The following is a 13,840-nucleotide window of genomic DNA, read 5'->3' as shown; positions in this document are numbered from 1 at the left end:
CCGGCGTCACGCCCACCGGAAGCATCCGCCGTCCGAAGACGACCGGCCTCGCGAAGGGGCCGGCAACGCCCGGCGTCGCGAAGGTCGATCCGATCCTCGTCGTCGACGCCGTGACCCGGCGGTTCGGCGGTCTCACGGCCGTCGACGTCGATCACCTGGAGATCCCGCGCGGGGCGATCACGGCGCTCATCGGCCCCAACGGCGCCGGCAAGACGACCCTGTTCAACCTGCTCTGCGGATTCGACAAGCCGAACACCGGCACCTGGTCGTTCGACGGCACCGATCTCGCCGGCATCCCGTCGTTCAAGGTCGCCCGCATGGGACAGGTGCGCACTTTCCAGCTCACCAAGTCGCTGTCGCTGCTGACCGTGCTCGAGAACATGAAGCTCGGGGCTCGCGACCAGCGCGGAGAGAAGTTCTGGTCGAGCCTGTTCCCCTTCCTCTGGCGGGCGCAGGACACCGAGATCGAGACCAAAGCGCGGGAGCTCCTCGCCCGTTTCAAGCTCGACGCGAAGGAGAAGGACTTCGCCGCTTCGCTCTCGGGCGGGCAGCGCAAGCTCTTGGAGATGGCGCGGGCGCTCATGAGCGATCCCACGCTCGTGATGCTGGATGAGCCGATGGCCGGCGTCAACCCGGCACTCACGCAGTCTCTCCTCGACCACATCCTCGATCTCAAGGAACTCGGCATGACCGTTCTCTTCGTCGAGCACGACATGCACATGGTGCGGCACATCGCCGACTGGGTCGTCGTCATGGCGGAAGGTCGCGTCGTCGCGGAAGGGCCGCCGGAGACCGTGATGGAAGACCCTGCGGTGATCGACGCCTACCTGGGCGCCCATCAGGACGTCGATCTCGGAGCCGTCACGGGACGCATCGCCGTCGTCGAGTCGGGGGCCGCGGAGCGGATCCGCGAGGTGATCGAGGCCGAAGCGGCCGAAGAGCTGGACGCGGACGCATCCGCAGAGGAGGAGCGCTCGTGACCGAGGACACCATCGTCGTCGAGCTGACCGACGTGCACGCCGGGTATCTGCCCGGGGTCAACATTCTCAACGGCGCCAACCTGATCGCCCGTCAGGGTGAGCTCATCGGCATCATCGGCCCCAACGGCGCCGGCAAGTCGACACTGCTGAAGGCGATCTTCGGGATGCTCCAGGTGCGCTCCGGGGAGATCACCCTCAACGGTGAGAGCATCGTCGGGCTCAAGGCTGACAAGCTGGTCAAACGCGGGGTGGCGTTCGTGCCGCAGACGAACAATGTGTTCCCGTCGCTCACGATCGCAGAGAACCTGCAGATGGGGCTCTACCAGAACCCGAAGATCTACAGCGAGCGCCTGGAGTTCGTGACCGGGATCTTCGCGGAGCTCGGCAAGCGGCTCGGCCAGCGTGCGGGCTCACTCTCGGGCGGTGAGCGTCAGATGGTCGCGATGTCGCGCGCCCTCATGATGGATCCCTCGGTGCTGCTGCTCGACGAGCCATCCGCGGGCCTCTCGCCGGTGCGCCAGGACGACGCGTTCATCCGCGTCTCCGACATCAACAAGGCCGGAGTGACCACGATCATGGTCGAGCAGAACGCGCGCCGCTGCCTGCAGATCTGCGACCGCGGCTACGTGCTCGACCAGGGCAAGGACGCGTACGAGGGCACGGGCCGCGAGCTGTTGAACGACCCGAAGGTGATCGGACTCTACCTCGGAACGCTCGGGACCGACGCGGCATAGTTCCGGGTTCGGCGCCCCGAGTTGGGCGTCCCCGGTCTGGCGTCGCGCGCGCCTCACGTCCGCGACTCCGCTTCATCCCGCGTGAAAGACGGGCTGTGTCGGTTCTCACCCCTGAGAACCGACACAACCCTCCTTCTGCCGTCTCTGCACAGGACGGCGCGGGATCACGCTCTCCACGAGTCGCGCGCAGGAAGGCGTCGGCGAGTGGGTCCAGCACGCAGTCTGAGCGTATGCGCATCGCCCGTCCCCTGCCAGCGTCGCTCGGTCCCTCTTTCTCGACCGGGGATGCTGAGCGGGTCAGCGTCGGTCGCACGCGCCGTGACGGCGCTGACCTCGTCCGCACCTTCCGCGGTGCGCGGGCTGTGCGCACGCCCTCCACGTTCACGGAGTCGGTCGGCGCGTATCGACCGCTGCTGCGACCAGCGCAGCGCTTCGGAGGCAAGACTGCATTGCGACTGTGGGGTCTCCCCTGTCCGGGGTGGTGGTCGCCCGCCGAGCCGCTGGAGATCGTGGTTCCTCCGGATGCCGCGCCGCCGCGACGCCCTGGGGTTCGCGGATACCGTGTGGCACCGACCGATGACAGCGAGAGCGTGCTGGACGGCGTGCCACTCCTCGATCCGGTCGCCGCACTGTTCACCGCCGCGCATGGGCTCACCGTCACGCAGACGATCGTCCTGATCGACGCGATCCTCGCGACCTCGTCCGCGTACAGGGGGCGCTCGCGACGGCATCCGCTCGTCTTTCGCGACGACATCGAGTCTCGGCTGCGCCAGCGAGGACGAATTCCCGGATGCGGCGCCGTTCGTGCGGCGCTCAAGGACGCACGAGCCGGAGTCGAATCGCCGAAGGAGACGGAGACGCGACTTCTGATCATCCGCCACGGGATGCCCGAGCCGGTGGTCCAGTACATCGTCAGGGATCGCGGACGCTTCCTCGCGCGCGTCGATCTCGGCTACCCGCAGTGGCGCATCGCCGTCGAGTACGAGGAGGATGACCATCGCACCGACCGGGAGCAGTGGCGGCGAGACATCCAGCGCCAGCGAGATCTTGAAGATGGCGGTTGGACCGTCATCCGCCTCACCGAGGCAGACCTTCATGAACCTGCTGCGTTCCTCAGGCACCTCCGTCGCGCGATCGCGGCCGCACTCTGACACGGCGCCTCCCGGCGACCCGGGCACAGGCGAACTCCCTAAGGAAAGGAGACTTCTGTCGGGAAAGGCGCTCCAGAACCGACACAAACCTCCCGCGAAGCCAGACGCGGGTGGATAAGGGCGAGCCGGGTGGGACAGGGCGAGTCCGCGCCACGAGAAAGGCCCCGGATGCGCGCATCCGGGGCCTTTCTCGTTGCGGAACTCAGTTCACGCGGGTGTACATGTTGTCGGCGCCGAACTTGAAGATGCCGATCGCGGCACCCTTCGGGTCGCCGTTCTCGTCGAAGGTCACCTTGCCGGAGTAGCCGTCGTAGTCGGCGACGCCACCATCGTTGATGATCTTCGCGCAGTCGGCGAAGCTCGTGCACGGCGTGCCGTCACCCGAGCCACCGGAGACTTCCTGCATCTTCGCGGCGATCTCCGGCCCTTCGGTGGAGCCGGACGCGAGCGCTGCCAGCGCCATCAGCACGACGGCGTCGTAGGCCTCTGCCGCGTAGGTGAAGTCCTTGACCTCGGCGTTGCCCTCACCGGTCCAGAATGCCTGGAGTCGCTCGGTGAAGTCGTCCTCGAGCTCCGGGCCGGGGCGGGTGCCCTGAGCGCCTTCGAGCGAGACCGGGATGTCGGTGCCGTACTGCGACACGTTGCCATCGACCATGTAGAACTTGTCGCCCGTGATGCCGGCGTTCACCAGCAGCGGTGCGATCGTCTTGAACTGGTCGAAGGAGACGATCGCCACAGCGTCCGGGTTGGCGGCCGTGATCGTCGCAACCTGCGCGTCGAACTGCGCGTCGCCGACGTTGAACGAGGCGTCTGCGACGACCTCGCCGCCCGTGCTCTCGAACGTCGTCTTGATCGCGTCGAACAGGCCGGTGCCGTATGCGTCGTTCTGGTAGATGATGCCGAGCGTCTTCTTGCCGTCCTCGGCGATCAGGTTGCCCAGCACCTCACCCTGGAGCAGGTCGCTCGGTGCGGTGCGGAAGTACAGCCCGTTATCGTCCCAGGCCGTGAAGTCCGGCGAGGTGTTCGACGGCGAGATCGTGATGATGCCTGCGTTGATGTTTCCGTCGAGGATGAGCTTGGAGACACCGGATGCTGCGGCACCGACGATGCCGGCAACCCCGGCGTTCTGCAGCTTGGTGATCGAGGTCTCGTAGGCCTTCGTGTCGGTGTCACCCTCGTCTTCGGAGAGCATCTCGATCGTGACACCGGCCTTGGCGTCGTTGATCTCCTGCACGGCCAGACCGACGCCGGACTCCATGGGCGGGCCGAGGAAGGACAGCGAACCGGTCTGCGGGAGCAGCGAGCCGAGCTTGAGCGCGAGCTCTGTCGCAGGCTTCTCGCCACCGCCGGTTTCGGGCGCTGTGCCGGGTGTACTGCAGCCTGCAATCACCAGGGCGGATGCGCCGATCAGCGCGACGCCTGCGAAGACCTTCGCGGTGCGCGAGTTCTTCAGTGCGTTCATGGTGCTCCTTTGCGTGTATGAACGTGGACTGTTTACGATGCCCACTATCGGGTGGTCTCACCCTATGACAACCACGCTCACGCATTGTCTCGGTGCGTTAACGATCTGCCCCGAGTGCACCCACCTCTGCTAGACGAGTTCGACCGGCGCCGCCCGGCGTCCTTTTCGACTGGCCAGGAGCACGTCGAGCAGGAAGACCACCACAGCGATCCACACCAGGATGAAGCCCGCCCAGCGCTCCGGCGGCATGGGTTCATGCAGAAGGAACGTGCCGATGAGGAAGATCATGATCGGCGTGATGAACTGCAGGATGCCAGCCATGCTCAGCGGGATCCGACGCGCTCCCCCAGCGAACAGCAGCAGCGGCACCGCGGTCACGACGCCGGTCGCAGCGAGCAGCGCCGCGTGGCCCCATCCGAGTGTTCCGAAGGTGATGCCGGTCGTCATCGCGACGATCACGAGTTCGATGATGGCGACCGGCGTGAGCCACATGGTCTCGAGAGTGAGGCCGGAGACGGCATCCACCCGGGGCCCGATCTTCTTCTTGACGAGTCCGTAGAGGCCGAACGAGAAGGCGAGCAGCAGGGCGATCCACGGCACCGTTCCATAGCCGATCACGGTCACTGCGACCGCGACCGCGGCGATGCCGATGGCAACCCACTGCAGCGGCCGCAGGCGCTCGCGCAGCACGATCACGCCGAGGAGCACGATCAGGATCGGGTTCATGAAGTAGCCGAGGCTGGTTTCGAGAACGCGATCGGTGACGACGCCGACGATGTAGGTCTGCCAGTTGATGAAGATGAGGGCGCCGGCGAGAAGAGTGAGCCACCGCAGACGACGGTCGCGCAGAATCGCGAGGAACGCCGCCCACCCGCGGGTGACGGTCAGCAGGAGGACGCACAGCACGAGCGAGAACAGCACCCGCATCGCGACGATCTCCCACGGACCGGTGGGGATGAGCAAGACGAAGAAGAGCGGAACGAATCCCCACAGCACGTACGCGGCTGCCGTGTACGCGAATCCGATGCGCAGCTCAGTTGTCATCCGTCAACTGTAGGGACAAAATGACGAAGGGCCCGGATGCCGTAGCATCCGAGCCCTTCGCCTGCAGCTGTCGTCAGCGGACGACGACCGCCAGAACGTCGCGCGCCGAGAGGACGAGGTACTCGTCGGCGCCGAACTTCACCTCGGTGCCGCCGTACTTGCTGTACAGGACGCGGTCGCCGACGGCGACGTCGAGCGGAACACGGTTGCCGTTGTCGTCGATGCGGCCGGGGCCCACGGCCACGACCTCGCCCTCCTGGGGCTTCTCCTTGGCAGTGTCAGGGATGACCAGGCCACTCGCGGTGGTCTGCTCGGCCTCGACCTGCTTGATGACGATGCGGTCCTCGAGCGGCTTGATGGAAACCGACACGGTCTACCTCTTTCTATGACAGAGACATCGGAAGTCATTCGCACTCTCTACCCGAGAGTGCTAACACTCACCTTACGCGCTTCATTGGCACTCACGCAATGCGAGTGCCAACGTTTCGCCGTGGGCGCACACGCCCGCCGGTCTAGGCTGATCCGGTGGAAATGTCTGAGCTCACCGCCCTGCTCACCCCCGAGGGCCTGCGCCTGCTGGATGCACTCGGCACAGTGGAGACGACAGACGCCGCTGCTCGCGCGGTCTCGACGCTGCGCGCCGCGGGCCACGGCCCCGACCTCGTCGCCGCGGTGGTCGGGCAGGCGCACCTCCGGGCGAAGGCGCGGACGAAGTTCGGCGAGTTCGCGTCTCGGATGCTGTTCACCCGCGCGGGCCTCGAGCAGGCGACGCGCCTCTCCGTCGCCGCACGGCACGCCGGACGTCTGCGCACCGCGGGCATCACCCACGTCGCCGATCTCGGCTGTGGGATCGGCGGTGACTCCCTTGCTTTCGCAGGCGCGGGCCTGCGTGTCACCGCGGTGGATGCTGACGAGATCACCGCCGCCCTCACCGCCTTCAACCTCGCCCCCTTCGGGGACGACGCGACCGTGCTGCATAGCACCGCGGAGACCGCGGATCTCACCGGCATCGACGCGGTGTGGCTGGATCCCGCCCGACGCACCGCTGGGCACAGTGAGACGCGCCGGGTGGCCGCAACCGACTACTCCCCCTCGCTCGACTGGGCTTTCGATCTCGCCACGCGGATGCCCGTGGGCATCAAGCTCGGACCGGGGCACGACCGCGACCAGCTGCCCGCCGAGAGCGAGGCGCAGTGGGTGAGCGTCGACGGCAGTGTGGTCGAGCTCGTGCTGTGGTCCGGCGCACTTGCGCGCCCCGGCGTGCACCGTGCGGCGATGGTCGTACGCGGCGGACACACCCACGAGCTGACCGCGCCCGCGGACAGCGAGGACGCGCCGGTGCGCGAACTCGGTGCGTTCCTGCACGAGCCGGACGGCGCCGTCATCCGCGCCCGGCTGATCGGCGATGTGGCTCGCCACTTGGAGGCGGGGATGCTCGATGAGCACATCGCCTACCTCACATCCGATGCCGCACTGACGAGCCCCTTCGTACAGTCGTTCCGCGTGCGCGAGGTGTTGCCCGTGACCCCGAAGGCGATCAGCGCCGCGCTGCGGGCTGGCGAGATCGGAACGCTGGAGATCAAGAAGCGCGGCGTGGACATCGACCCCGCGACCTTCCGGAAGAAGCTCACGTTGCGGGGCCCGAACGCGGCCACGCTGATCCTGGCGCGCGTCGGCAGCAAACGGCACGCGATCCTCGCCGACCGCGTCGACGCCGCCTAGCGGTCGCACAGCGGAGCGCCCGGGAGCGCCTCACTAAAGCCGCGGACCCCACGCGGTCGGCGGATGATCCGCTGACCGCGTGATCGTCAGCGAGAAGCCTCCATAGCCCGTCGCGAACAGCTCGACCAGCACGGACTCGCCGGTCTGCGCAGAGACCGTCCGGAAGGAGATGGGCACTCGCGCCTCCGGGCCCTCCTCTCCGTCCCCCGACGTGACGATGGCGACGCCAGAGACCTCATCACAGCTCACCTCCATCTCCCCCAGCGGCTCGTCATAGAGCAGACAGGTCTGAGACCCTCCAGCGGAGTACGCGAGCCAGATGGGCTGATCGTCCAGGTAGCCGAGAATCTGCGCACCGGGCGCATACCCCTCCACGACCAGACCATCGGCGAAACGCTGCTCCTCCTCGGTGAGCAGCGACGTGTCCACGCTGGTGAATCCCGTGAGCTCCTGCAGCGAACCGATCGGAAGCCCCTCCACCGAGAAGGCGACCTGACCGAAGTAGCCGGGAACCTCGGGATTGGCCGGGTCCAGGAAGATCTGCAGCCCGTCGGTCCGGCCATCGCCTGGTCGCATGCACTGCTGCTGCATGAGGTCGCTGTTGTCGACGATCGCGCACCGGAGCTGCTCTTCGCTGGATGTCGCATACCAGAGTGTCCCGATGCCCCGCGCGGCGATGAGGATGAGGCTGCCCTCATCGAGGTCCTCGTACTGGGCGACGATCGCCGCGCGCCGATCCTGCTGCTCTGAGGTCTCGTGCAGGGCGACGACCGGTGTGCGCGGAAAGGCCAGGCCGACGCCGAAGGCCAGCACGAGCGCGCCGATCAGCGCACCGACGACCACGCGCGGACGCCGGGCCCACGACTTCGCGCGCAGCGCGTCCACGCCGTCGCCGAGTCGTCGGCGGAGGCGATCAGCGAGCCGCTCCGGTGCGCGCGGCGGCTCAGGAGCGGCATCAGAGGCGTCGTCCGAAGGGAGCTCTTCCCCGGAGGTGGCCGCGTCACCGTCACTCCCTGCCACTTCGCGTCGGAGTTCATCGGTCCCCGCGTTCGTCGCAACGGCGTCAGCTTCCGCATCGCCGGGTTCAGCCGTCGGAGCGATCCGGCGGGCTTCCAATTCACGCAAGCGCGCGGCATCCGCATCGGTGAGCGCACCGCCGCGCCCATATGCGCGGTGCTGCAGGGCACGAAGCTCCATTGCTTCGACCTCGGTGAACATGATCACCCCAGAATGTTGAACTCGTACGCGTACCAGACCAGCCAGCCCGCGCTGTAGAGCGTGGCCAGCACCGCGAGCACAAGCGACCAGATCGCGAGCGCCCGGTTCTCGACCGGCCGCCGCAGGGCGATGATCGAGGCGACCACGGCAATGATCGCGAGCGGGATTCCCCACCCTACGAAGAACGATGCCACAAGCGCGACGATGGCCGCCAACAGCGCCCACGGTCCGATCCGAGGGGTGGATGCGACAGCGGGCGCCGCACCGGAACCTGCGGCGGCGCCCACGGCGATCGCGTCCGGCTGCCACCCGATGTGATCGGCGTCGGGCCCCGTCTCTACGGTGACCGGCGTCGGGGCGGTGGGGAGGCGACTGTAGCCACGGTCATCCGACATCGACGGCCTCCCGTTCGGCGACCTGGATCTCGGTCACGGGCAGCGTCGAGTCGGCGCCGAACGCGAGCGTGGACGGGCGACGCCCCGACGCGATGAGCTCTGCGGCCAGCCCTGCGATCATCGCTCCGTTGTCGGTGCACAGCGACAGCGGGGGAATCCGCACACTCACCCCGGCCTCTGCCGCCCGCTCCAAGGCGACGTCACGCAGGCGTCGGTTCGCGATGACGCCGCCGCCGAGCAGAAGGCGCGGAACGCCGAGATCCTTGCAGGCTGCGAGCGCCTTCGTGACCAGCACATCCACGACGGCCTCGCGGAAGCTCGCCGCAACATCCGCGACGGGCACCGGCTCCCCCGTCGCCTCCTGCTGTTCGACCCAGCGGGCGACGGCCGTCTTGAGACCGGAGAACGAGAAGTCGTAGCGGTGCTTCGCCATGTCTGAGGCCCGGGAGAGTCCGCGCGGGAAGCGGATCGCCTGCGGGTCGCCGCCGACGGCCGCACGGTCGATCTCCGGCCCACCGGGGTAGGGCAGGCCGAGCAGGCGCGCGACCTTGTCGAAGGCCTCGCCGGCCGCGTCGTCCATCGTCTCGCCGAGCATCTCGACGTCGGTCGTGAGGTCGCGTACGTGCAGCAGAGAGGTGTGCCCGCCGCTCACCAGCAGCGCGATCGTCGGATACTCGAGAGGCGCAGATTCTGCGTCTCCCGCGAGGATGTCAGCGGCGATGTGTCCGACGAGATGGTTGACCGCGTACAGCGGCTTGTCGAGCGCGGCGGCGAGCCCCTTGGCGGCACCGATGCCGACCATGAGTGCTCCTGCAAGACCCGGCCCGCTGGTCACGGCGATCGCGTCGAGATCCTCCAGGCGCACCTGTGCCTCGGCGAGCGCCTGTTCGATCGACGGCTCCAGCGCCTCAAGGTGGGCACGCGCGGCGACCTCGGGGACGACGCCGCCGTAGCGGGCGTGCTCGTCCATGCTGGACGCGATCGTGTTCGACAGCAGGGTGCGGCCGCGGACGATGCCGATGCCGGTCTCGTCGCAGCTCGTCTCGATGCCGAGAACCAGGGGGGCGGTGGTCATGCGGTGCTCTCCTCGGTCGCGGAATCGGATGTCGCGGATGCGTCGCGCTCACGCCAGACGCGCAGATCGAGCCGCATCACGATCGCGTCGACGTCGTCGGGCTGGTAGTAGCGCGGGCGGCGGCCGAGTTCGGCGAACCCCTCGGAGCTGTACAGCTTCTCGGCCGTGGGGTTGTCGGCGCGCACTTCGAGGAACACCTCGTTCGCGCCGCGGTCGGATGCCTCGCCGAGTAACGCGCGCAGGAGCGCCCGCCCGCGTCCGGCCCCGCGGTGAGCGGCGTCGAGCGCGATCGTCTGGATATCGGCGTCGCTGGATCCGCGCAGTGCGCGCACTCCCCCGTAGCCGACGATCTCTCCGAACTCGTCATCGACGAAGTAGCGACCGTGCTCGGAGAGGAGCTCGGCCGCCATCATCTCGGCACTCCAGGCGTCGGTCGGGAAGGATGCGGTCTCGATGCGCATGATCGCGTCGAGATCGGATGCTCCGGCGGGTCGGATCATGATCCGACCTGTTTCGGAGCGCGTGGCTGTGCGACGTCGGGCTGGCGCAGGTAGAGCGGCTCGCTGTCTGTGAGATCGCGGCCGGCGGCGAGCGCACGCTGGCCGACCCGTGCGAGTGCTGCGGCGGAGAGCGCGGTGACCTCGACAGCGCGAATCCCCGCGAGGTGCGCCTCTGCATCGGCACGCAGCACGAGCACCGTGTCGGCGACGACATGCGGGATACCGTCGGCATCAAGACCGTCGAACACGGTGACGGCGACCTCGCGCCGGCGCGCATCGGTCACGATCGCGAAGCGGCCCGCAGCGGCATCCGCCTCGATCTCGGTCAGCGCGGCTGCGAAGTGGCTCGGCACCGGGACGACCGTGATAGCTCGCGCCAGAGCAACCGCACGCGCCGTGGCGATGCCGATGCGCAACCCGGTGAACGGCCCCGGCCCCATGCCGGCGACGACGTGCGTGATTGGCTCCGCTCCGGCGTCCTGCAGGGTCTCTGCGAGCATCTCGCCGATGACTTCAACGTGCCCGAGCGGATCGACCGCCGCACGCTCCGCGCAGATCGCGCCGGCACCGTCGATGACGGCGATGGCAGTGCCCAGGGAGGTGTCGACGGCGAGGATCACCCTTCCAGGGTAGCCGCGAGCTCGCGAGCTCGGCCCCAGCGGCCACCGCCGAGCACCTGCGCGTCGGCGGCACCGAGGGCTGCGGCCGCCAGCAGCGCCTGATACTCGTATCCCTCCTCTGCGACCGACGCCCAGCCGATGCTCGCGGAGACGCGGGAGATCGCGGCCGCATCCCGCCCCTCATCCGGAGCCGAGATCTTCGCCAACAGGATGCGCAGATGGTGGCGCACCGCCTGCTCAGATCCCGGGATCAACGCCACCACGCGGGCTTCATCGATGCGCTGCACGTCGGCACTGGCCGGCAGCCCTGCTCGCACGCGCTCATGGAAGGTGTCGAGAATGTGAGCGTAACCCTGCGACTTCGCCGCGATCCGCAGATCTTCGCGATTATCGAGACGGATATCGATGAGCGACCAGGCGGCCTCCTTCAGCGCTTCGGCGCGTGCCAGGCGCTCAGTCAGCTGATTCACGACCGCACCGGCACCTCCCCTGTTGCGCCGACGCTGGGTGCGCACGAGCAGCACGATCGTGAGCGCGGCGCACTGGCTCACCACGAGCGATCCCACGCCGTTGATGTCACGCACCACCGCGAGCGGATCTGCGCGAGGAGCCGCGAACTGGGTGATCGCGTCCATCGCGGCCAGCACCGTGATCAGCACATAGGCGCAGGCAGCGAATATGAGCGGCAGCAGAATGTCACGCTGCACCGCACGCATACGAGTCAGTTCATACGCCAGGAACCCCGCGAAGACACCCGAGCCCAGAAACGCGAGACGGAATCCGATCGCGAACTCGGGCAACCCCGCCAGCAGCGGCAACGCCACCAGCATGGCAAGGGAGTAGCCGACCACGCTGAACCAGGGCATCCGCTTTCCCAGGTACGCACGCAGTCCGAGCCAGACGATCGGGATGAAGGTCATCATCACCGCAGACGACAATGCGCGCAGCGCACGCGACTCGAGCTGCCCTGCGGCCACGAGGCAATACGTGCCGAGTGTGCCGAGGACGAACGCCGAGGCCCAGATCACAGTGGCCTTGCTGGGCCGAGGCAGGAGCGCGAGCCCGATCACGAATGCGGTCGCCAGCGTCACAAGCGACACGAGCGACACCGCGAGATTCACGTCTAACGCGATGCTCATCGTCTCTGCATTCATCGACTCTCCTCTGTCGGGGGCTTACGGGGCAGTCGCACCGCAACGGTGGTTCCGGCGCCCAGAACGCTGCCGACGCCGATCGTCCCACCGTGCTGGTGGACGATCTCCTCGACGACACCCATGCCGAGACCTGTGCCGGGGATGTCCGTGGCGGCGGCGGCCTCCGCACGGAAGTACGGCTGGAACACCCGCGCGAGGTCTTCATCCGCCATTCCCATACCGGTGTCGGCGATCTGCAGGTCGACCTGTCCGTCCGGGGCGACGCCGAGCCAGACGACGACACGCCCGCCGGACGGCGTGTACTTGACGGCGTTGCTGATGAGGTTGTCGATCACCTGGCGAAGGCGGAAGGCGTCGCCGTAGAGCATCAGGGTCTGGGCGCCCTCCACGGTGAGGGTGAGGTGGTGCGACTGCGCGATCGGCAGGAAGGACGCAATCGAGGCGTCGACGAGCTGGCGCAGGTCGACGGGCTCCGACAGCACGGCCGCATCCGGATGGCTCTCCTCCATCACGCGCGCGACAAGCCGCTCCATCCGGTCACTCGCGCTGGCGACGATGCTCAGCTGCTCCTGCACCCGCTCGGGCAGATCATCGCGATCCCGCAGCAGATCGACATGACCGATGATCGCCGTGAGCGGGTTGCGCAGTTCATGCGAGACGATCGCTGCGACCGTCTTGCGCTCCTGCGCGGCCTCCAGCAGAGCCGTCACATCCTCGATGATCAAGAGGGCGATGCCGGCGCGATCCTCGACGGTCGCTATGGGCTGCGAAGAGACCTGCAGCGCCCGCCACTCGCCGTCGGTATCGAAGAGCCACATGCGCTCGGCCTGCATATGGTCTCCCCGCGCGGCGCGGGCCACCGCGGTGCACTCGGGCGGCAGTGGCTCACCCTGGCGATCGTCGTACTCGACAGCGCGCGAGGGCAGATCGCCATCGCTCTCGCTCCGGCGATAGAGCTGCCGGTAGGCGTCATTGGCCTTCACGATCCGACCTTCGGCGGTGACGGCCGCGAGCGCGAGATCCAGGGAATCGATGATCTGCGTCACCCGGTGCTCATGCGCCTCCGCGCGCTGCGCGATGCGGTTCATCTGCTCAGACTGGCTCAGCAGCAGACGGCGTGCTGCCCGTGCCTGTTGCGTCCCGATGCGAATCGTTGTGGCGAGGAAGCCCAACGACAGCACCGTCACGATGATGCGCAGCAGCATGTCGGACGGAGAGATGCTCGAGTTCGTGAGCGCCGCCAGGCACACACTGATGAGAGCGAGCGCGGCGATGATGGTCGGCATCGCGTAGTAGCTGGCGATCCAGGTCACCGGGAAGACCCAGAGGAAGCTCAGGCGCACATCACTCGCTGATGCGGCGAGTCCCACCGCCAGGATGTCCGCGAACGGAACGACGAGCATGAGACCGGGGCGCACACGGTGCCAGGGAACCAGCAACGTTGCGAGCGTGATCACCGTGATGAGGAAGATGCCGAACAGGAACGGCTGGGTTCCGAAGATCTCTGGCCTGAACGCGGCGATCAGCGCCACGATGAGCACGGTGCTCGCGGCCAGCATGAGCTGCCACCGCCACACAGACGCGCTGCGTCGCATGCCTGTCCTCTCCCACGCGCCACCTGATCCTGAGCGCTCGGTGACCGCGTGCATCCCTCACAAAAGAGCATGCCCTGCTGCGCGACATCCGATGCTCAACGCAGCCGCAAGATTACTCGAAGAAAGACCGCAGGCCCGCTTTCTGCGCAGCAGCGCCCCTAGCCTGACTGTGGGGCGCCCGAAACTACCC

Annotated in this window: 14 protein-coding genes; 4 read left to right on the top strand and 10 right to left on the bottom strand. The window is 67.7% G+C overall.

Annotation, left to right across the window (positions count from 1 at the left end; translation table 11 throughout):
- The first annotated feature begins 23 nt into the window (after positions 1-23).
- From JOD62_RS10445 to JOD62_RS10435, 3 genes are all read left to right on the top strand, one after another.
- Positions 24-980, top strand: a complete 957-nt coding sequence (locus tag JOD62_RS10445; protein WP_204940160.1) for an ABC transporter ATP-binding protein — start codon at positions 24-26, stop codon at positions 978-980.
- On the top strand, positions 977-1,714 hold the full coding sequence (locus JOD62_RS10440; RefSeq protein WP_204939233.1) for an ABC transporter ATP-binding protein: 738 nt from the start codon (positions 977-979) through the stop codon (positions 1,712-1,714). The genes JOD62_RS10445 and JOD62_RS10440 overlap by 4 nt, the downstream gene beginning before the upstream one ends.
- A gap of 230 nt (positions 1,715-1,944) precedes the next feature.
- Positions 1,945-2,865 (top strand): hypothetical protein, encoded by a 921-nt coding sequence (locus tag JOD62_RS10435; RefSeq protein ID WP_204939232.1) that lies wholly within the window; start codon positions 1,945-1,947, stop codon positions 2,863-2,865.
- A gap of 202 nt (positions 2,866-3,067) precedes the next feature.
- Here the strand turns inward: JOD62_RS10435 and JOD62_RS10430 are convergent, their stop codons facing one another.
- The 3 genes from JOD62_RS10430 to groES all read right to left on the bottom strand — a co-directional run bounded on the left by JOD62_RS10430 (position 3,068) and on the right by groES (position 5,741).
- Positions 3,068-4,327 (bottom strand): ABC transporter substrate-binding protein, encoded by a 1,260-nt coding sequence (locus tag JOD62_RS10430; protein WP_204939231.1) that lies wholly within the window; start codon positions 4,325-4,327, stop codon positions 3,068-3,070.
- A 129-nt stretch (positions 4,328-4,456) separates the two neighbouring features.
- Positions 4,457-5,371 carry an EamA family transporter RarD gene (gene rarD, locus JOD62_RS10425; protein WP_204939230.1) on the bottom strand — a complete coding sequence of 305 codons (915 nt, stop codon included), beginning with the start codon at positions 5,369-5,371 and terminating at the stop codon, positions 4,457-4,459.
- 73 nt (positions 5,372-5,444) lie between these two features.
- Entirely contained in the window at positions 5,445-5,741 is a 297-nt protein-coding gene (gene groES / locus JOD62_RS10420; RefSeq protein WP_039394204.1) for a co-chaperone GroES, read from the bottom strand.
- Between the two features lie 155 nt (positions 5,742-5,896).
- On the opposite strand from groES, the gene JOD62_RS10415 reads away from it, so the two are divergent.
- Positions 5,897-7,093 carry a class I SAM-dependent methyltransferase gene (locus JOD62_RS10415; RefSeq protein WP_204939229.1) on the top strand — a complete coding sequence of 399 codons (1,197 nt, stop codon included), beginning with the start codon at positions 5,897-5,899 and terminating at the stop codon, positions 7,091-7,093.
- Positions 7,094-7,126: 33 nt separating this feature from the next.
- Here JOD62_RS10415 and JOD62_RS10410 read toward each other — a convergent pair whose 3' ends face one another.
- Genes JOD62_RS10410 through JOD62_RS10380 form a run of 7 tightly spaced genes read right to left on the bottom strand, consistent with a single transcriptional unit; the run spans position 7,127 to position 13,650 of the window.
- Positions 7,127-8,317 carry a hypothetical protein gene (locus JOD62_RS10410; RefSeq protein ID WP_204939228.1) on the bottom strand — a complete coding sequence of 397 codons (1,191 nt, stop codon included), beginning with the start codon at positions 8,315-8,317 and terminating at the stop codon, positions 7,127-7,129.
- Positions 8,314-8,706: a hypothetical protein gene (locus tag JOD62_RS10405; protein ID WP_204939227.1), complete on the bottom strand. Its 393-nt coding sequence runs from the start codon at positions 8,704-8,706 to the stop codon at positions 8,314-8,316. The genes JOD62_RS10410 and JOD62_RS10405 overlap by 4 nt, the downstream gene beginning before the upstream one ends.
- Positions 8,696-9,781 (bottom strand): tRNA (adenosine(37)-N6)-threonylcarbamoyltransferase complex transferase subunit TsaD, encoded by a 1,086-nt coding sequence (gene tsaD, locus JOD62_RS10400; RefSeq protein ID WP_204939226.1) that lies wholly within the window; start codon positions 9,779-9,781, stop codon positions 8,696-8,698. The genes JOD62_RS10405 and tsaD overlap by 11 nt, the downstream gene beginning before the upstream one ends.
- Positions 9,778-10,281: a ribosomal protein S18-alanine N-acetyltransferase gene (rimI, locus tag JOD62_RS10395; RefSeq protein ID WP_239526633.1), complete on the bottom strand. Its 504-nt coding sequence runs from the start codon at positions 10,279-10,281 to the stop codon at positions 9,778-9,780. Before rimI ends, tsaD begins: the two co-directional genes overlap by 4 nt.
- A complete protein-coding gene (gene tsaB / locus JOD62_RS10390; protein WP_204939225.1) occupies positions 10,278-10,901 on the bottom strand; it encodes a tRNA (adenosine(37)-N6)-threonylcarbamoyltransferase complex dimerization subunit type 1 TsaB in 624 nt (207 codons plus the stop codon). The genes rimI and tsaB overlap by 4 nt, the downstream gene beginning before the upstream one ends.
- Positions 10,898-12,040 (bottom strand): hypothetical protein, encoded by a 1,143-nt coding sequence (locus tag JOD62_RS10385; protein WP_204939224.1) that lies wholly within the window; start codon positions 12,038-12,040, stop codon positions 10,898-10,900. Before JOD62_RS10385 ends, tsaB begins: the two co-directional genes overlap by 4 nt.
- An 11-nt stretch (positions 12,041-12,051) precedes the next feature.
- Positions 12,052-13,650, bottom strand: a complete 1,599-nt coding sequence (locus JOD62_RS10380) for a sensor histidine kinase (protein WP_204939223.1) — start codon at positions 13,648-13,650, stop codon at positions 12,052-12,054.
- Positions 13,651-13,840: the final 190 nt, after the last annotated feature.

It is taken from the genome of Microbacterium keratanolyticum (assembly GCF_016907255.1).
In the GTDB taxonomy this organism is placed as follows: Bacteria; Actinomycetota; Actinomycetes; order Actinomycetales; family Microbacteriaceae; genus Microbacterium; species Microbacterium keratanolyticum.
Note: the sequence above shows the minus strand (reverse complement) of the source record. Positions and strands in the feature narration are given on the sequence as shown.